Below are 17,372 nucleotides of genomic sequence, written 5' to 3' on the forward strand. Positions count from 1 at the left end.
GTTAGCGCCGTGACGGTATGACGTAGGATTGCTGTCATCCCGCTACGTGCTAGCGGGATTTCTTGTTAGCGGATGAGATATCACGAATGAATCGCGGTATGACGGTTCGTGGCGGAATGACGGTTAAGCAATTCGTCATCCCGCTGCTTGTTAGCGGCTAAGAGATACCGCGGCGGTATGACGTAGGACTGCTGTCATTCCAGCGTGTGATGCTGGAATCTAGAAAAAAAAGAAGCTGGATCCCAGTGTCTGGGCACTGGGATGACATCCTGACAATCGTCATCCCGCTACTTGTTAGCGGGATCTAGAGATACCGCGGCGGTATGACGTAGAACTGCTGTCATTCCAGCGCGTGACGCTGGAATCTAGTTCTTATTGTACATTTACTTGGTGTAGAGTTAAGTTTCCTGGATCCAAGTAGTCAAGCTACTCGGATGACAAAAAAGGAGCACTGAAATGACAGGAAAAGGGGCTACTTGGATGACACCGCTTGGATAGGTCAGCTAATCAGATGACGCTGCCTGCCATGCAAACTGCAACCCTAAATGTTGAAGCACTGTTGTACACTAAGCGCTGTAATGACAATTTTAGTCGCTTCATACACTTATCATGCTAGTCATAACAGAAATAATTTTTACCAGAGATATTTATGAAATAATTGACATAGTTTGGAAATATGTATATTATAGAACATTAATAGTTAGTTAATTTGTAGGTGTTATATGGGCTATAAGCTAAGAACAAGAGAGTATGATTATAATGAAAGTTTATTTAAAGAGCTAGGCATTGAAACGCAAGAAGTAGAGGGGCGTAACTTTTTAGAGATATCCAATATAATAACAAAAAAGTATAGAGAGTTAGCAAGAAAATCTCACTCAGATAAAACAGGAGGAAGCGATGAAAAAATGCAAGCCATTAGAATATAAGGCAGGACTTTTAAAATATACTAAGCCATTAAGCAATGGGGAAAATTTAATAATTGTTGAGGAAAAGCAAAGATATGTGCAGTTAGCTCAACAAGGCCAGAATGATAAGCGCATAAAATGTCTCATTATTTTTGTAGTAGTAAGCCTATTACTACTCATTAGTGTCGTATCTCTACTTAGGATTTAGGTTATTTAAGGCTGCTAATTTTACCAATGCACCTGGTATTTTGTTTAGTGCTAGTCTAATAACAGCTGTTACAACTTTTTTCTTAACAACTTATCTTACTTTTTCTTTAGTTAAAAAAATTGTAGACCTGCAGGATACTCAACAAGAACAAGGCGAAAACTTAGATCAAGAAGAGCTAAAAGAGGAAATATTTAAAAGTAGAAAATATAAATTTTTGACTTTCACTTCTCAATATTTATTTTATCTTCCTTGTATTTTGTTGGGTGCTGGTTTGACATTACAATATCAATCTAGTTGTGTAGACAGTAAAATACTCATTGGGTCTGCTGCGGTATTAGGGTGGATTTTATTATTACAGTTAGCAACTGAGATCTACGAGAGAAAGGTTGTAGATCTTGTGAAAACTGAAGGAAGGGGTGCTGAACAAAGAGCACCTGTAGGAATGTTAACCGAAAAGCCAAGCAGTACTGTAGATCCTAATGGTGCTTTTAACACCTCAGCTCATGAAGTGGGTTGATTATTCTCCATAGCAAAGTCTCTAGCTAGGAACAATGAGCCACAGATTAGTATGGTTTTGACGTTTTGGATAGAGGCTTTTAATATGTGATTTGATATTGCATCGCCAATTGATTCACATTCAACTGCTTTTATTCCTATGTTATTGGCTTTTTCCCTAATCAAATTTGTATTTGTTGCTTTAGGTTCAGACTTAACACAAACCGCACATAGTAGCTTGATGTATGGCTTTAAGTGCTCTAAGAACTCTTCCACATTTCTGTTACGGGTAACACCAAAAACCACGTAGATACCTTCAGCAAAATTATCTTTTACCCACTGAGATAGCACTCTAGCACCGTTATTATTGTGCGCACCATCTAAAAATAATTGCCAATTTTTCGGTAGTAGGGAAATTAAATTACCCTCTTTTATGAGCTCTAGTCGTGCAGGCCAGTAGGTACGCTGTAAACCTGAAGTGATATCCTCTTCTCCAATATCAAATCCATATTTTCCACTTAAAATACTACATGCTGCAATAGCATTGCCTGCATTAATCACCTGATGATCACCCTTTAAAGATGGCAAAGAAAATTCTATGGATTGAATAGCTGATTGAAAAATCATTTGAGCTCCAGCACGTGACCTCTCATTTTTTTGTTTCTGGATCCCAGTTTGGATGACAGATAGTCGTTTTTTGCAATTCCATTCAAGGCCTCCTCTATATAAAGGAGATTTCTTATTTATTGCGTAGTGTTCTAGCGTGTTCATTACAGATTTTTCTTGCGGTGCTATTACGCAAGGAACATTAGGTTTCATTATTCCAGCTTTTTCACCTGCTATGGTTTCTACAGTAGGGCCAAGATATTCTGTATGATCAAGGGCAATGGAAGTAATGATTGTTAAAATCGGACTATCTATAACATTTGTTGCATCAAGTCTTCCACCCATACCCACTTCAACTAAAGTTATATCGGCTTTATGACGAGAAAAAGCTAAAAAAGCTGCAATAGTTGCAACTTCAAACAGAGTGATAGGTTGTTCTGCAATTACGGCACGGCATTCTTCTAACAAGCTATATAATTCATTATCGTCGATGTAACTGCCTGCAATAACTATTCTTTCATTAAAATTCACCAAATGTGGAGAAGTGTATGCATGGACCTTATACCCTGCTGCTTGCATTATATATCTTATAAATGCTAGTGTTGAGCCTTTCCCGTTAGTTCCAGCTATATGAATTATGGGCGGCATTTTTTTCTCAGGGTTGCCCAATTTATTTAGAAAGCTTTTTATGCGATCAAGAGAAAAATCCTTTGGTCTACTACCAAGCGGTTTAGGCCAATGAGGCATATATATCATGGATTGTTATTGCATTTTAATTCAGCTATAATGCTTGCTATGCCATGCGTGTCGATTTTTTCACTAAATTGAGAACGTTGATTAATAGCAATACTTATTCCACTCATTACAACATCACTTATCAAGAAAGAACTGTTATTTTTAGTAACTTTAAAATCAATATTTGTAAATTCTTCATCACCGTAAGAAAATCTTGTACCAATTAAGCAAGTTTCGTCGTCAACTGCTTTTGTACTCATTATGATCATTTCACTATCATGCATGTATTTATATAAAATTTTAACGCACAAACGCGTAAGATACACTTCATACTCTCTTAAAAAATCTTCTTTTTCTTTTTGTTTAACTGAAGCCCAATGTTTTCCTATAACGAATTGCGATATTCCTTTGAGGTTAACATTATTCTGAATGACCTCCTGAAGCTTTTCGTGTAGATGCCCTAGGTTTTTTCTATTTCCTTTTGTAGATATACCATCCACTTGTTGCTTCGTAGTATGCACAAAAATTTTATGATCTGTACAACTAGTGTAAGCTCTTGAAGAAATTATAATAAAAACAATAATGATTAAAACTTTAGTAATATTCATAAGATATATTTATTAAACATGATACTTAGGATGCAAAGTTTAATAAAGATTAAATAATAATCGCTGACTTTTAATATACCTATAGACATGCCTTATGTAAATCATCTATAATTCAAGTAAGGGTCTGTGCTATGCATTATAAGTTAAGTTAAATTTCCCGAGCGATAATTTCTAGTCAAGGGAATTGCCTCTATTAATTTTGTTGAAATTAATACGCGATACCCACCTTAACTTTAGTCTCAGGAATCTACTAAGGCTGATGATAGATACGGATCCTATTTTGATTGGTTTAACATTTATGCTTCATCAATACAGAGAACAAGGTACCTTCCTATGTTCGCCTAATGAAGTATTCCAAATTGTAATTGATGTTGAAAGGTATCCTGATTTTGTTCCTTGGTGCAAAGCCGTTTATATAAAAGAAAAAATTGACAACCAAATGGTTGTGGATCTTCTCGCAGCTTTTCATGGAATTAAAGGAAAGTACATATCAGAAGTAACCTTTCTTTCTCCAAGTGGAACAAATGAAGGTTGGATAAAAGCTGTATCATCAAATGGAATATTTAAACATTTATACAATGAATGGCAATTCATTCCCATAGATGAAAATAAAACTATGGTAAAGTTTTATATAGAGTTTAAGTTTAAGTCCAACTCATTTTCCACTTTATTAAACTCAGTATATAAATATACACAGAGTAAAATAATTGCTGCATTTAAAGATAGGGCTGAAAGCCTTGCTAAACAAAAGTTATCTTGACATTATTAATATAAATATGTAATTTTTTTAGTAAGTTAAGTGTTTGTATTGTAATGATTTTCAGACTATTGTTTTTACTAATTCTTATGAGTGTTAATTCTTATGCAGTTGTTAAATTCAGTAACCAACATATTCAAAAAGAAACCAATGAAATAACATCAAAGGAGTTACTATCACTATTACCTGATGATAAATTATTAGGAGATCCAAAAGCACCAATTCTAATGATAGAATATGCTTCATTAACTTGCTATCACTGCTCTCTTTTTCATAAGAATGTTTTTCCTAAAATTAAAGAGAAATATATAGACACAGGTAAGATGTTATATATATTTCGTCATTTTCCTTTGGATTACAGAGGGCTAAAGGCTGCAATGCTAAGTCATTGCTACGAAAAACAAGAAGACTACTTTAATTTTAACAAAGCTGTTTTTAACTCAATAGATTCGTGGAATTACTACAATTTAAGTGATTTGACTTTACTACAAAGAATTGCTGCACTAAGCAACTTAAAGCAAGATGCATTTAACCAATGTATTAATGATAAGAAAATAATGGATAAAATCGTAAATGATAAATCACTGGCAATCAATAAACTTGGTATCACAGCCACTCCAATATTTTTCATCAAGCTTAACGATGGTAAGTCATATATAGAGCATAATAAAGTTAAACATGAGGGGTATAAAGAGCTGAAATATCTCACTGATGTGATAGATAAATTATATGGAAAAGCTATAGTGAAGTAATACCACTGTAGCTTACCATATAAAAGACTCTATGTTGAGCCATTGTTTTTCACTACTGTTTGTTGTTTTTTACGCTCAAACTCTCTTTTTTTACTGTGCCAAGTGTAGTAATACATAGCGATTTTATTCTCTATTAATACTATTGTCCCATCATAAAACTGAACCATATCCATAACTTTTCTTTGAGCTTCATTAAAACGTTCTTTATACTTTTCACGATAAGCTGGATTATGTAGTAACATAACCCCTTCATTCTTGTTAGATTTTTTGTTTAACGTTTCAACTTCACTAGCAATAGTATAAGACATATAACCCCCTCTAATTGATTATAAAAATTATATTTTAAAAAGAGAAATGCGCATAAACAATCCCTTTAATTCTAGTATAATAATTGATTGTTTATTATACTAGTTAACCATAGTACGATATATAATAATTTTTGTCACTTAAAATTTTATACTATGAAATAACAACTTAAAATAAATGTTTTTATTATTTTAAACTATATTATTATATTTATAAGCTGTGTATGAATTAAGCCTCCCTAATTTATAATATAAAACATAATGCGTAATAATTCTAGTATAAAATTATCATATATAAGAAATCTATTTGCAAAAGAATATAAAAAAATAGAAGAATATTGTATCCTTGAAAAAAAGCAACATATTCAGATTGGCCCTGAAGAAGGAAAGCTATTCAGTTTATTTATAAAAATCCATAAAATCAAAAGTATTGTTGAGGTTGGCACATTATACGGTTATTCGTCGATTTGCATGGCAAAAGCTCTACTAGAAGAAGGTCATATATATACAATAGAAAATAATCCTCAACACTCAAGAATAGCAAAAAAAAATTTTAGTGCTTTTAATCTAAGTGATAAAATTACTCTAATAGAAGGTGATGCACTGGAAAAAATTAATGAATTATCAGCAAAGGCACCATTTGACATGATATTTATCGATGCTGACAAAAGTAGTTATCCTAAGTATTTAGATTGGGCAGAGTCATACATTAAACAAGATGGGCTGATCGTTGCAGATAACACTCTATTATTTAATACAGTATTTTTAGAATCGCCTCCAAAAGAAATATCAGAAAAATCATGGCATGCTATGAGGGAGTTTAATAATAGATTATCAGATGAAAAGAAATATTTCTCTATATTGATTCCAACTGATGAAGGAATGACTGTAGCTTTAAAGCTAACATAAGTTAAAAATCAAGGTCAGCGTAATGTTTAGGAGGGGTTAAACCGGAAACTCTCTCTAATAATATCTCACGAAAACAAGGCTTTGATTTAACAATGGAGTACCATTCTTTTAAAATTTTACTTTTTTCCCATGGAAAACTACTTACATAATCCATTACGGAAATATGCGATGCTAAAGCAATATCAGCTAAAGTAAATTTATCAGTTGCAAGCCAAATGTTCTTGTTAATTAAGTGTTCGATGTATTCCATATGGCAAGGCAGGTTATGCTGAGCTGCATGAAGAAATCTAGAGTCAGGGCTGCGGTTAGTAATTACTTTTTCATTCATAATATACTTAGTAACTTCATTGTAAAATTTGTTGTCGAACCAATTGATTAGAGCGCGTATTTTAGACTTAATAATAGTGGATGAACCAAGTAATTTTACGTCGCTATTGTAAGTCTCTTCTATATATTCACAAATGGCATTACTATCCGCTATTACAAAGTTATTATCTATTAATACTGGTACTTGCCCAGTTGGATTGATCTCCATAAATTCATTCCGTTTTTCCCACGGATTTTCATACACTAGATCGCAGCCTAATTTTTTTTCTTTTAGGAAAGCTCTAACTTTTCGTGAAAATGGACAAAGAGGAAAATGATATAAAATCATAATATTCCTCTTTTATTATCCCAGTACCTATAGGTTGTTATTCCAGCGCATGATACTGGCATCCAGCTTATTTCATTATGGACATTATTTTTAACATATACTCCTAGAATCCATTGTACATTGTATAATTTGCAAATATTTTTATATCTGGATCCCAGTACAACTGTACGAACATTGTAGTTTGAGAGCAATTCCCACCGGAAGGGTGTCATTCCAGTGCTTGACACTGGAATCCAGTTCTTATTATACAACAGCCTGATGTATTCATTTAAAATTAAGTTTTCTGGATCCAAGTAGTAAAGCATTGGGATGACAGAAGAAGAGTATTTTAGGTAACAGTTGTTTAATTCAAAGTAATGTTGCAAAAGGTCTAACATATAAATTATAAGACTAATATAGGATATACCTTGCTAAATAAAAAAAAAAGTATAATATTTTATAAGGTATGCAGGCAAAAACTCTGTAATTTGGTCAGATCAGAAATGAAGCAGCCATATCAGAACCTTTTTGGGTTGCATACCTATTTCATTATTTGTTTTATCCGACGCTATGAATATAGCATTAAAACATCGTCCTAGTAGCTTTAAAGATCTAGTAGGTCAAGATATATTAGTGCGTGTATTGGAAAATGCTTTTACTTTAAACAAAATCCCACAATCTATACTGCTCTCTGGTAGTAGTGGAGTTGGTAAAACCACCACTGCAAGGATAATAGCTTTATGTTTGAATTGTTCCCTGGGGCCAATTTTTGAACCTTGCGGATCATGTGAAAATTGTCTAGCAATAAAAAATTCAAGCCATCCAGATGTGATTGAAATTGATGCAGCAAGTCACACTAGCATTGACGATATTAAAGTAATCCTGGGAGATATTTGCTATTCACCTATAAGCTCTAAATTCAAAGTCTACATTATAGATGAAGTACACATGCTATCTAGCAGTGCATTTAACGCGTTACTTAAAACCCTAGAAGAGCCACCATCTAGTGTAAAATTCATTTTAGCAACTACAGAAATAAAAAAGATACCAATAACTATTATTGCACGTTGTCAAAGATTTGATTTACACAACATTCCTGTAGCTAAAATAGTAGAACGTTTAAATGATGTTGCACAAAAAGAGAGTTATTTCATTGAAAAGGGAGCATTAGAGTTAATTGCACGACATTCTGGAGATTCAATGCGTAACGCCTTGTTTTTGATGAATCAAGCAGTGCTATATAGCAAAGATGGTGCAATATCCACTAAAAATGTGATAGACATACTTGGCCTAGTGGATAAAGATATTATATTTGATCTATTAGGGGCAATGTTAGAAGGTGATTTGCAGAAAGCTCTATCAGTGTTTGACAAGGCGATAAAAGCAGCAAACCCACTTAGTATTTTTGAAGGTCTATTGCAAACAATTCAGTTAGTATGCCGTTTTTTGATTACAAAAGAAATTGATAATGCAGTTACAGAGTATGAAAAGAACAGGATAAAAGATTTAAGTATAAAGAAGTCTTTAATATTTTTTTCGAGATTGTGGAAGGTGTTGCTTAAAGGTATTCAAGATATAAAAACTTCAACATGCAATGATGTTGCTGCTGAAATGATGCTAATTAGTCTTTGCTATCTCTCTGATCTACCTTCTCCAGAACAGGTGATCAAAAAAGTTCTTTCACAGAATGTAAAGCAAGGAAATAGACAGGGCAGACCTGTTGCACCTTCCCCCTCTGTCATCCCAGTAGCTGACTATTCGGATCCAAAAAAATATGTGGAAAGTAAACAACAACCCCACTCTGTCATCCCAGTGCGTGACACTGGGATCCATGTGGAAAATAAACAACAAAATTACGATTTTGATAAGATTCTGCAGCTATTGAGGCGGAGTAACCAAATTTATCTTTACAAACAACTATGTAATAATCTACAATTAATAGATTGTAAACCTGGATATTTAAAATTAAAAGCTGTATCTAAGTTGGATAGTAATTTTTGCAATGATTTAAAAAATTACTTAAATCAGGTGACTCAGCAGGAATGGGTTATTACAGTTGATACGGGTTATATAAACAGGGAAGTGAGTAATTTAAATTATGCACCTGCAGTCAAGGATATACTTGACACGTTTAAAGGTGCAAAAGTAGTTAATATAGAAAATAAGGAGTAAGTTGTGGATTTTAGTCAAATAATGAAACAAGCGCAAGAAATGCAAAAAAAGCTTGCAGAAGCTCAAGAAAAATATATTGGAAAAGAGTTTCAAGGTATTTCTGGTGGTGGCAAAGTTTTTGTATTAGTGGAAGTCATAAAAATAGGTAGCTATAAAGCTAAAAAGGTGAACATAGACTTAGAACTTATGAGAAATGAGGAAAAAGATATAGTAGAGGATTTAGTAACAGCAGCGTTTAATGATGCCGTTAAAAAAGCAGAAGAAGATATGGCAAATGCAACTTCTGATCTTGCAGGTATGATGGGTTTACCACCTGGATTTAAACTTCCTTTTTGAATTTACTACTAAAGTTTCTTTTAGGTAAGTATTTCTTTTCTAATATTTCCAACGCTAGTACTTCTTTGTATAATGCACCTATACTAGCACAGTCCTACGTCATACCGCCGCGGCGCTAACACGTAGCGGGATGACAGCAGTCCTACGTCATACCGTCACGATATCTCTAGATCCCGCTAACAAGCAGCGGGATGACGAATTATTTAACCGTCATACCGCCGCGGTATCTCAGCCGCTAACAAGCAGCGGGATGATGAGGTCTTTCGATAGTAAATCTTACCTGTGTTAGCTATACCAAAAAATCAAAAGTCGTATTTATTCATTAATAAAATCTTTGTATTCTCCTAAAAGTTAGTTAAAGTATAGAATATTTTGTGTTATTAAGTTAGCACTTGACTTAACTTTAGTTGTTACTTAGACTGCTAAAGTGGAATTTTAATTTTTTTACGAGGACAATTATGCATTATAAAAAGTTTTTTTCAGCAGCCGCTTTAGCAACGTTGCTAAGTTTATCAAACTCTGCTTTTTCAGATCCTGTTGGTTCAATAAGTGATGAAGAAACTAGCTACTACGTTCGTTTGCAATACAACGGTGAATTTTTACCTCTTTTCACAAAAATTGATGGTATTACAAATGCAACAGGCAAAGAAAAGGATAGTCCCTTAAAAGCATCTTTTATAGCTGGTGGTGGTGCGTTTGGTTATAAAATGGACGACATCAGGGTTGACGTTGAAGGGCTTTACTCACAGTTGAGTAAAGATACAACTATAATAAATACGTCTGAGGAAAATGTTGCAGACAGTTTAACAGCATTTTCAGGATTAGTTAACGTTTATTACGATATAGCAATTGAAGATATGCCTATCACTCCATATGTTGGTGTTGGTGTTGGTGCAGCGTATATTAGCACTCCTTTGAAACCCGCTATAAATGAGCAAAACAGTAAATTTGGTTTTGCTGGTCAAGTAAAAGTTGGTGTTAGTTATGATGTAACTCCAGAAATTAAACTCTATGCTGGAGCTCGTTATTTTGGTTCTTATGGTGCTCACTTTGATAAAAGTGAAGAAGTAGATAAAGCGGGTGGTGGAAAAGAAACAAAAGTCACTAAAGACGCATATAAAGTTCTTTACAGCACTGTTGGTGCAGAAGCTGGAGTAGCGTTTAATTTCTAGTCTATCTTCAGTCTTGTTATCCCAGTGGGTTTTTTCTTGTCATTCAAGTAGCATGACACTGGGGTGGCTTTGTTGCATGGCAGCAGAAAAACTAGTGATTACTGACTCAATTCATTATAAAATGACGATTTAAGGATAAATATGCCACAAAAAATGAGAGTCAGTAACCATAGAGAATATAACAAATTTCTAGAAAAAAGAGGAAATATTTTTCATTATGGCATAAAAACGAAAATTCCTCCGAAAAACAACGCAGCAGAGCATCCAAAATTGGATTATATGCTTGATAGAAATGCCGCTATTCAGTTAATGAAATTACATGGTGAGAATGGTATAAAAAGATGGAAAGAAGAAGTAAATTACGGAAAAAGATCGTATATTGAAGGATTTTTCTCAAGGTTGAAGCAAATATTTGGGTTTAGTTTTAAAAATAAATCTGAGACAAATAGAGAGAAGGAACTACTTATTAAATGCTACTTAATGAACAAATTTACTGCAATTGGTATGCCTAAATTTGAAATAGTCGCATAAAATTGTTTACTCTGGAAAAAACTTATGTTGCGATGCAACAAAGCCATCCCAGTGTCTGCTGCTTGCATAGCATTTATCTACCAAAACAATGGTCATGCAAGAGACTTTGCTTGGATGTGTGATATAATTTAAATTGTAAGGTCTAAAAAATACTAGCATGAATGAAGTGATAACATTTGGTTGTCGTCTAAATTTTTACGAGAGTGAGTTAATCAAAGAAGCATTAAAAAAAGCAGAAAGAAAAAATGTTGTTGTGGTGCATAGCTGTGCAGTGACAAACGAAGCAGAACGCCAAGTAAAGCAAAAAATACGTAAGATCTATAAAAACGACCCAAGTAAAGAAATTATCGTAGTTGGATGTGCTGTTCAGTTGGATCCAGAAGTTTACAGTAGCATTCCTGGTGTAAGTAAAGTGCTCGGTAATCAAGATAAGCTAAAAGCTGAAAATTACTTACTAAATGACGATAAAATCTTAGTCAACGATAACCAAGTAGAACCTGTTCTAATTAATGGATTTGAAGATAAATCAAGGGCATTTATTGAAATTCAAAATGGTTGTAATCATAGCTGCACATTTTGCTCAATTACTGAGGCAAGAGGGAATAATCGATCTGTGCAAATAAACAGTATTATAGAGCAAATCAGGATCTTTGTAGAAAATGGATATCAAGAAGTAGTGTTTACAGGTGTTGATATTACTGACTTTGGTACAGATTTGTTTGCTAAGCCGTCACTTGGTTCAATGATTAGGAGAGTTTTAAAAGATATACCAGAGTTGAAAAGGCTAAGACTTTCCTCTATCGATGTTGCTGAAGTTGACAACGAATTAATGGATTTAATAGCTAATGAGTCAAGACTTATGCCTCATTTACATTTGAGTCTACAATCTGGTAATAATTTAATACTAAAGAGAATGAAGCGTCGCCACAACAGAGAACAAGTGATAGAATTTTGTCATAAAATGAAGAGTTTGAGGCCTAATATAGTATTTGGCGCTGATATTATTGCTGGATTTCCAACAGAAACTGATGAAATGTTTCAGGATACAGTTGATTTACTGAAAAAAACAAATATAGTTTACCTACATGCTTTTCCATATTCAGAGCGGAAGAATACACCTGCTGCACGAATGCCACAAGTACCAGAGAATGTGCGTAAAGAACGAGTAAAAAATTTAAGAGAAATGAATAGAGAAATGATGAGTAGCTTTTATCAATCTTTGATAGGCACTGAACAAAGTGTTCTGGTTGAGCAAAATAATGTCGGTAGAACAGAAAATTTTGCATTAGTAAAGCTTGAATCAAAAGCTCAAGCCAAGAGTATTGTGAAAGTTAATGTTAAAGGAATGGGAAATAATTATCTAATTGGAAATATTCTTTCTTAATTTTTGTACATTAAAGAAATATATGATACAGTAGTTATACTGTAAATGATAATTATGGGTTCATTTGTTATAACTAAAATATCTATTACTTTATTTTTGATTTTCATTCCATGTGTCTATTTTTTTATTACTTATATTAGTAATACACACATTGAGCAAGTACAACTCTTAAAACTAGAAACGGACAATAATGAAGATGTAATGCATTCTGAAGAAGAGGTTACTGAGAAAAAAATACTAATAAATGATTTAAAATATCAAGAACTTGAAAGTAGTCCTACTGAACAACCTTCTATTCTCCAAGTAGCTGATCAGAAAAATATGTGGTCACGTATTGCAGATCAAACTGAGCCTACAAAAGAAAAATCAAAAAAACTTGATTTTTATGTTAGCGCTAACGGTGGTAAGGTATACCATGATAATTCAGAAACATTTGTAAAGGGTATAAAGGCAATAGGGGAGAGAGTTCTAACTTTAGTTGAAAGTCATTATGGTTTTATGATAAAAAATATAGTGGCAAATGAAATTAAAAGTATACAGCAATTTGATGGTAAAATTGATTTCCAGTGGCTCAGCAGCATATCTTTAGGTTACTATGCTGGAGAAAATGGCCGAGTTGATTTTGAAACCATGTATTCTAGAGCCAATATTGAAGGTAGTAATTCTCCTCTGGTATTTGATAAATCAGCAAGTATATTTGCGTTTTTGTTAAACTTATATTATAATCCCAGCGTTCAGGATACACAATTTGCTCCGTACATCGGTCTTGGTATAGGACCAACAGTGTTTAGATTAAAAAGGATTAATGGATCACCCCAAAATTCAATGCCACTTAATGTTCCTTGGTTTGCTTATCAAATAAAGCTTGGTATTAACTATTCAATAATCCCAGAAGTAAAAACCTTTCTCGGCTATCGTTACTTTAGCATTCCGATACCTGTTGCAGATGACATATCCACTCATAATATTGAAATTGGTTTGATATTTAATTTTTAGTAGTGATTTAATATATATATAAATTCTTATCTTTTCTATCTAACAAACCAAATGTTGGTACGATTGTTGCTTTTAAAAAAAGGACAGTTTCTACTGTTCTAATGTTATTCGCTAGCCTTTTTGACTTCTGATGTAATGTAGCTTTAAAGCTTTGCTTATCCTCTCTATGTTCTATAAGCCCGCCGATTACCATAATTTCACCGCTCTTAATTTTTAACATAGAGTTCATTTCTTTGATTTCAACAATTGGAATGTCGCTATTTAATTTCATTTTACTCTGCTGTGCGATGTACTCTATATCTGGATCTTTAATGTAGCCGTTAATTCTTGATAAAGTTGGATGTATATCCATGAATATTTCACTAGTATCAATGTTAATGCTTGGGTAGATTATTAGCACAATACCTATTGGAACACTATTCATCTTGGTAATTAAGGTCTGATTAGAGTTTCTAGTATCTTTTTGTATATCGGAAGTAAAATAAATATGGTTTTTGGTAAATGAAATCATTGCTTGCTGATTATTTATAGCATGTACTCTAGGGCTTGAAATTACAGTTGAAGCGCCAAATTTGTCTAAATTTTTTACTAAATCTCCTAGATCACTCGCACCAAAGTTCATTGCTAGGTTAATAATGGAGTTATCTTGATTCATTATAGACTTAGTTCCATCGCGTAAGTCATTTAAATTTATACCAGAAAGATATTTGTCATCTAACACAACTTCAACTATTTTTGCCTCTATCATTACTTGAGAAGACGCTAATTTCTTAACCTTATTAATATATTCTTCAACAGCTTTATGGATATCTTTTCTAGCATTCAAAATAATAACACCAGCTTCTCTGTTGGATGAAAGGAATTCGCCATCATCCACTCCGTTAATATCCATTATTGCATACAAGCCTTTTTCTAATGAATTCCATAAGTCACTACTGTATTGAGACCTCATAACATTGTTATAGTCCCTAACAGCATCACTGTTAGTAATATTGTTACTAATGACGAAACTGCTTTGAGCAGAATGTTGAATATTAATGAAGTCTGCGTAATAATTTTGCACGTATGGCAAGTCCTGCTCAATTCTAATTATACCATTGCTTGTTGAGTAACGCAATTTGGCGCTATTTGCTATACTCTGAATTACTTCATTTATATTCTTATCTTTTAGCTTTAAAATAATATTACCTGATATTTTTGGGTCTATATCTAAGTTAACGTCAGAAAGTTTTCCTATCTCAATCAGCAAATCTTTTACTGATACTTCTTCACTAACATTAATAGAAATAAGCTGATTACTGATTGTGAGATCGGGAAACTCTATTGGTAAAGGCATAATTTCTGGTATTGCCAGTTCATTAATCTCCAAAGAGGTGTTGTATTGCTGCAACGAATAATCGTGCTCACCTATATCATGATGATCTTCGTTGCCTATATTAGTGAGATGTTGCTTAGTAGGCAGGTGTGTGCAAGAAATAATGAAGAGGAGTATTAAGCATTTAAAAATAGCCATTAGAACAGCATATAGATCTATACTAATAGATTTCTATAAAAATATTAAAAATGTATTTAATCTCATTTTCATCGAGCAGATAATTGTCGTGTATTAACTTGACCTACACTGGCTATAGCTAAAGTGACTTAGATTTACCGACAACCATCATCCCGCTGCTTGTTAGCGGGATCTAGAGATACCGTGAATAAATCACGGTATGACGGTTCGCGGCGGTATAGTAACTCGTCATTCCGCTACTCGTTAGCGCCGTGGCGGTATAGCTATATATGTTTTTTTGCACACTTTATCTTGTACTTAAATGTAGAGTAAATTTTCCAGCATAGCCTTAGTTTTTTTATATATTTTACTTCTTTCTCTATATTTAATAATAGGCTTAAAAATAAATGGTAAGCCTATAATTGTTAAGCTTAGAGCTAGGGTTGAAAGTATACAACAGCCTTTGTGTTTACTATGTAGCTCTTTTAGGTAAAGCATCAAAAATCTACAAAATTTTTTGTAATCTTCGTCGATGTTTTTTTTGCTATGAGCCTTGCTAATGAACATATCTATTGCGGTATGACCGTTATTACACTTAATGTTAAGGTCTGCACCTTTTTCTGTTAACAGCTGAGCTATATCAAAATAATCCTTTTGAACAGCAAGATGTAGAGGTGCAAAACCTTGTTGCTCACAAATGTTCATATTGGCTCTAACTTCCAATAACATTTTCACAATTTTTGTATGGCCTTTTTTAACTGCTAGTAGCAAGGGAGTTCTGTTACATTTAGTAACAGCATTAATGTTTACCTTAAGCTTCAATAAGAGCTTAACTGTTTTAGTGTTACCATTATGCCTAGCTTTATGCAGCCTGGCGTTGCCATTAAAATCTTGATCATTTGCATCTATTCCTCTTGATACAAGAAATGTTACCATTTTTCTATTATTATGCTCAATAGCGCAATCTAATGCATCAAAACCATGGTTGTTTTTTGTGCAAAAAAAACTCTTTAAGTTTAATTTTATCGTTACTTGCTTGCTGTTTTTTTGCAATAAGCTTTACTATTTGCATTTTGTTGTTATACGCTGCTAGGAAAAGCGTAGTGTTATTTTCTGCATCTTTGGCTTCTATATTTGCACCTTTCTTTATCAGATATTCTATAATTTCTGCTCTGCTATCATAATGTGCGGTGCATTGATAAATGGTTAAAAACAAAGGAGTACGAAAATTGTTATCTTCACATTCGAGATTTGCTCCGCTATCAATTAAAATTTGGACGCTTTTTTTAGAACCGTATAGTGAAGCTATATGAAGAGGAGTATAGCCCTCTTTAGCGTCTTTTTCATTAATTTTTGCGCCTTTTGTTATCAAAAAATCTATTAATTCCGTGTCATCTTGTAGTGCAGCAAGATGCAGTGGAGTGAATCCATTTTTATCCTTGGAATTAATTGTCAGTTGGTTAACAAAAAGTTTAGCAACTTTCTTGTGTCCATGCATAATGGCATAATGCAGTGGGTTTCTATTTTCGTTGTCTACGATATTGAAATCAGCTTCGTGCTCTAGTAATGACTTTACTCCAACTAAATCGCCTTCTTTTGTGAACTTATGCAAGAGAGTGATTCCACTTGCATCTTTTGAGTTAATATCAAATCCATTTTCTACTAATTGGTTTATATCTTCCTCACACGCCATATCACTTAAGTCTCTAAATGAACCCTTTTCGCGTTAATAATACTCCTACTTGATTAAGTTTAAATGAATCTGTGAGAAATGGCTAGGATACCTTGCATAACAAACTTTTGGCAGCATGTTGGATGAAACAAAAAACTTGCTTGACAAAACTCGCACCACGGGGCTTCTTTTGCCTTTTTTTTGTTTGGTGAATTTCTTAATGTTTATAGCTAAATGAACTGGGCAGGAAGGTGTCATTCCAGTGCTTGACACTGGAATCCAGGAAAAAGAATGATGTCATCCAAGCCCCCTAGGTGTCATTCCAGTCTGGAATCCAGGTTTTTCGCAGTCCCATTAAAAACGTCGTATTTTAACATAAAACTGCTACCTCACCAACTTAGTGCATGATAAAAATTCCTGGATCCCAGTGTTACGCACTGGGATGACAGGGGAATGAGGCACTGGGATCCAGGAAAAAGAATGATGTCATGAAAGTAGCTGACACTTATGATGGTGTCATCAGAGTAGCCCCTTTTTTGTCATCCCAGTGCCCAGACACTGGGATCCAGAAGACGTAATTTCAACCAAGTGGCTGCATAATAAAGGCTGGATTCCAGTGCCAAGCGCTGGAATGACACCTGTAGCCCTACGTCATACCGCGATTCATTCGCGGTATCTCATCCGCTAACAAGCAGCGGGATGA

20 protein-coding genes, 1 other RNA gene and 1 pseudogene are annotated in these 17,372 nt (G+C 33.8%); 13 read left to right on the forward strand and 9 right to left on the reverse strand.

What is annotated here, in order from left to right; genetic code table 11:
• Positions 1–157 precede the first annotated feature (157 nt).
• Entirely contained in the window at positions 158–283 is a 126-nt protein-coding gene (locus tag OZD70_RS04760) for a hypothetical protein (RefSeq protein WP_275021228.1), read from the reverse strand.
• A gap of 439 nt (positions 284–722) precedes the next feature.
• On the opposite strand from OZD70_RS04760, the gene OZD70_RS04765 reads away from it, so the two are divergent.
• Complete coding sequence (locus OZD70_RS04765) at positions 723–926, forward strand: hypothetical protein (protein WP_275021229.1); 204 nt, start codon at positions 723–725, stop codon at positions 924–926.
• A gap of 161 nt (positions 927–1,087) precedes the next feature.
• Positions 1,088–1,630 carry a hypothetical protein gene (locus tag OZD70_RS04770; protein ID WP_275021230.1) on the forward strand — a complete coding sequence of 181 codons (543 nt, stop codon included), beginning with the start codon at positions 1,088–1,090 and terminating at the stop codon, positions 1,628–1,630.
• On the opposite strand, the gene OZD70_RS04775 is transcribed toward OZD70_RS04770, so the two are convergent.
• Both OZD70_RS04775 and OZD70_RS04780 read right to left on the reverse strand, forming a co-directional pair.
• Positions 1,615–2,970: a bifunctional folylpolyglutamate synthase/dihydrofolate synthase gene (locus OZD70_RS04775; RefSeq protein WP_275021232.1), complete on the reverse strand. Its 1,356-nt coding sequence runs from the start codon at positions 2,968–2,970 to the stop codon at positions 1,615–1,617. The two genes, OZD70_RS04770 and OZD70_RS04775, sit on opposite strands and share 16 nt — an antisense overlap.
• A complete protein-coding gene (locus tag OZD70_RS04780) occupies positions 2,967–3,557 on the reverse strand; it encodes an MlaC/ttg2D family ABC transporter substrate-binding protein (RefSeq protein WP_275021235.1) in 591 nt (196 codons plus the stop codon). The genes OZD70_RS04775 and OZD70_RS04780 overlap by 4 nt, the downstream gene beginning before the upstream one ends.
• A gap of 298 nt (positions 3,558–3,855) precedes the next feature.
• On the opposite strand from OZD70_RS04780, the gene OZD70_RS04785 reads away from it, so the two are divergent.
• Together OZD70_RS04785 and OZD70_RS04790 are read left to right on the forward strand one after the other, a co-directional pair.
• Entirely contained in the window at positions 3,856–4,317 is a 462-nt protein-coding gene (locus tag OZD70_RS04785) for a type II toxin-antitoxin system RatA family toxin (protein ID WP_182183831.1), read from the forward strand.
• 53 nt (positions 4,318–4,370) lie between these two features.
• On the forward strand, positions 4,371–5,066 hold the full coding sequence (locus OZD70_RS04790) for a DsbA family protein (protein WP_182183832.1): 696 nt from the start codon (positions 4,371–4,373) through the stop codon (positions 5,064–5,066).
• 29 nt (positions 5,067–5,095) lie between these two features.
• Here OZD70_RS04790 and OZD70_RS04795 read toward each other — a convergent pair whose 3' ends face one another.
• Entirely contained in the window at positions 5,096–5,374 is a 279-nt protein-coding gene (locus OZD70_RS04795; RefSeq protein WP_182183834.1) for a DUF2671 domain-containing protein, read from the reverse strand.
• A gap of 258 nt (positions 5,375–5,632) precedes the next feature.
• Here OZD70_RS04795 and OZD70_RS04800 point away from each other — a divergent pair, with 258 nt between their 5' ends.
• The gene (locus tag OZD70_RS04800; protein ID WP_275021238.1) at positions 5,633–6,280 is read left to right on the forward strand and encodes an O-methyltransferase; all 648 of its coding nucleotides are present in this window, start codon (positions 5,633–5,635) and stop codon (positions 6,278–6,280) included.
• Position 6,281: 1 nt separating this feature from the next.
• Here OZD70_RS04800 and OZD70_RS04805 read toward each other — a convergent pair whose 3' ends face one another.
• Both OZD70_RS04805 and OZD70_RS04810 read right to left on the reverse strand, forming a co-directional pair.
• Positions 6,282–6,935, reverse strand: coding sequence for a glutathione S-transferase family protein (locus OZD70_RS04805; RefSeq protein ID WP_182183838.1), 654 nt, complete (start codon positions 6,933–6,935; stop codon positions 6,282–6,284).
• Positions 6,932–7,312: a WPE palindromic element domain-containing protein gene (locus OZD70_RS04810; protein ID WP_182183839.1), complete on the reverse strand. Its 381-nt coding sequence runs from the start codon at positions 7,310–7,312 to the stop codon at positions 6,932–6,934. The genes OZD70_RS04805 and OZD70_RS04810 overlap by 4 nt, the downstream gene beginning before the upstream one ends.
• Positions 7,313–7,369: 57 nt before the next feature.
• Here OZD70_RS04810 and ffs point away from each other — a divergent pair.
• The 7 genes and pseudogenes from ffs to OZD70_RS04845 all read left to right on the forward strand — a co-directional run bounded on the left by ffs (position 7,370) and on the right by OZD70_RS04845 (position 13,505).
• An RNA gene (gene ffs, locus OZD70_RS04815) (signal recognition particle sRNA small type) lies at positions 7,370–7,469 on the forward strand.
• 15 nt (positions 7,470–7,484) lie between these two features.
• Positions 7,485–9,086, forward strand: coding sequence for a DNA polymerase III subunit gamma/tau (dnaX, locus tag OZD70_RS04820; RefSeq protein WP_275021240.1), 1,602 nt, complete (start codon positions 7,485–7,487; stop codon positions 9,084–9,086).
• Between the two features lie 21 nt (positions 9,087–9,107).
• Positions 9,108–9,422 (forward strand): YbaB/EbfC family nucleoid-associated protein, encoded by a 315-nt coding sequence (locus tag OZD70_RS04825; RefSeq protein ID WP_338062937.1) that lies wholly within the window; start codon positions 9,108–9,110, stop codon positions 9,420–9,422.
• A gap of 458 nt (positions 9,423–9,880) precedes the next feature.
• A complete protein-coding gene (locus tag OZD70_RS04830; protein ID WP_275021244.1) occupies positions 9,881–10,594 on the forward strand; it encodes an acyloxyacyl hydrolase in 714 nt (237 codons plus the stop codon).
• A 216-nt stretch (positions 10,595–10,810) separates the two neighbouring features.
• Positions 10,811–11,125: pseudogene (locus tag OZD70_RS04835) on the forward strand (IS5 family transposase); the annotation flags it as partial.
• Positions 11,126–11,282: 157 nt separating this feature from the next.
• On the forward strand, positions 11,283–12,509 hold the full coding sequence (gene mtaB / locus OZD70_RS04840) for a tRNA (N(6)-L-threonylcarbamoyladenosine(37)-C(2))-methylthiotransferase MtaB (protein WP_275021248.1): 1,227 nt from the start codon (positions 11,283–11,285) through the stop codon (positions 12,507–12,509).
• A 45-nt stretch (positions 12,510–12,554) separates the two neighbouring features.
• Positions 12,555–13,505, forward strand: a complete 951-nt coding sequence (locus OZD70_RS04845; RefSeq protein WP_275021249.1) for an outer membrane protein — start codon at positions 12,555–12,557, stop codon at positions 13,503–13,505.
• Positions 13,506–13,512: 7 nt separating this feature from the next.
• On the opposite strand, the gene OZD70_RS04850 is transcribed toward OZD70_RS04845, so the two are convergent.
• The 3 genes from OZD70_RS04850 to OZD70_RS04860 form a co-directional block, all read right to left on the reverse strand.
• On the reverse strand, positions 13,513–15,018 hold the full coding sequence (locus OZD70_RS04850; RefSeq protein ID WP_275021250.1) for a secretion system protein: 1,506 nt from the start codon (positions 15,016–15,018) through the stop codon (positions 13,513–13,515).
• Positions 15,019–15,315: 297 nt separating this feature from the next.
• Positions 15,316–16,050, reverse strand: coding sequence for an ankyrin repeat domain-containing protein (locus OZD70_RS04855; protein WP_338062936.1), 735 nt, complete (start codon positions 16,048–16,050; stop codon positions 15,316–15,318).
• Positions 15,971–16,690 (reverse strand): ankyrin repeat domain-containing protein, encoded by a 720-nt coding sequence (locus OZD70_RS04860; RefSeq protein ID WP_275021253.1) that lies wholly within the window; start codon positions 16,688–16,690, stop codon positions 15,971–15,973. Before OZD70_RS04860 ends, OZD70_RS04855 begins: the two co-directional genes overlap by 80 nt.
• Before the next feature lie 526 nt (positions 16,691–17,216).
• On the opposite strand from OZD70_RS04860, the gene OZD70_RS04865 reads away from it, so the two are divergent.
• Positions 17,217–17,357: a WPE palindromic element domain-containing protein gene (locus tag OZD70_RS04865; RefSeq protein WP_259346689.1), complete on the forward strand. Its 141-nt coding sequence runs from the start codon at positions 17,217–17,219 to the stop codon at positions 17,355–17,357.
• Positions 17,358–17,372 lie beyond the last annotated feature (15 nt).

The organism is Wolbachia endosymbiont of Drosophila tsacasi (assembly GCF_028982115.1).
GTDB lineage: Bacteria > Pseudomonadota > Alphaproteobacteria > Rickettsiales > Anaplasmataceae > Wolbachia > Wolbachia pipientis_B.

Bases quoted from the DNA above. Each gene is read 5' to 3' on its own strand.
- OZD70_RS04760 (WP_275021228.1), bottom strand. From the start codon at position 283: ATGACGATTGTCAGGATGTCATCCCAGTGCCCAGACACTGGGATCCAG.
- OZD70_RS04765 (WP_275021229.1), top strand. From the start codon at position 723: ATGGGCTATAAGCTAAGAACAAGAGAGTATGATTATAATGAAAGTTTA.
- OZD70_RS04775 (WP_275021232.1), bottom strand. From the start codon at position 2,970: ATGATATATATGCCTCATTGGCCTAAACCGCTTGGTAGTAGACCAAAG.
- OZD70_RS04780 (WP_275021235.1), bottom strand. From the start codon at position 3,557: ATGAATATTACTAAAGTTTTAATCATTATTGTTTTTATTATAATTTCT.
- OZD70_RS04785 (WP_182183831.1), top strand. From the start codon at position 3,856: ATGCTTCATCAATACAGAGAACAAGGTACCTTCCTATGTTCGCCTAAT.
- OZD70_RS04790 (WP_182183832.1), top strand. From the start codon at position 4,371: ATGATTTTCAGACTATTGTTTTTACTAATTCTTATGAGTGTTAATTCT.
- OZD70_RS04795 (WP_182183834.1), bottom strand. From the start codon at position 5,374: ATGTCTTATACTATTGCTAGTGAAGTTGAAACGTTAAACAAAAAATCT.
- OZD70_RS04800 (WP_275021238.1), top strand. From the start codon at position 5,633: ATGCGTAATAATTCTAGTATAAAATTATCATATATAAGAAATCTATTT.
- OZD70_RS04805 (WP_182183838.1), bottom strand. From the start codon at position 6,935: ATGATTTTATATCATTTTCCTCTTTGTCCATTTTCACGAAAAGTTAGA.
- OZD70_RS04810 (WP_182183839.1), bottom strand. From the start codon at position 7,312: ATGTTAGACCTTTTGCAACATTACTTTGAATTAAACAACTGTTACCTA.
- dnaX (WP_275021240.1), top strand. From the start codon at position 7,485: ATGAATATAGCATTAAAACATCGTCCTAGTAGCTTTAAAGATCTAGTA.
- OZD70_RS04825 (WP_338062937.1), top strand. From the start codon at position 9,108: ATGAAACAAGCGCAAGAAATGCAAAAAAAGCTTGCAGAAGCTCAAGAA.
- OZD70_RS04830 (WP_275021244.1), top strand. From the start codon at position 9,881: ATGCATTATAAAAAGTTTTTTTCAGCAGCCGCTTTAGCAACGTTGCTA.
- mtaB (WP_275021248.1), top strand. From the start codon at position 11,283: ATGAATGAAGTGATAACATTTGGTTGTCGTCTAAATTTTTACGAGAGT.
- OZD70_RS04845 (WP_275021249.1), top strand. From the start codon at position 12,555: ATGATAATTATGGGTTCATTTGTTATAACTAAAATATCTATTACTTTA.
- OZD70_RS04850 (WP_275021250.1), bottom strand. From the start codon at position 15,018: ATGGCTATTTTTAAATGCTTAATACTCCTCTTCATTATTTCTTGCACA.
- OZD70_RS04860 (WP_275021253.1), bottom strand. From the start codon at position 16,690: ATGGCGTGTGAGGAAGATATAAACCAATTAGTAGAAAATGGATTTGAT.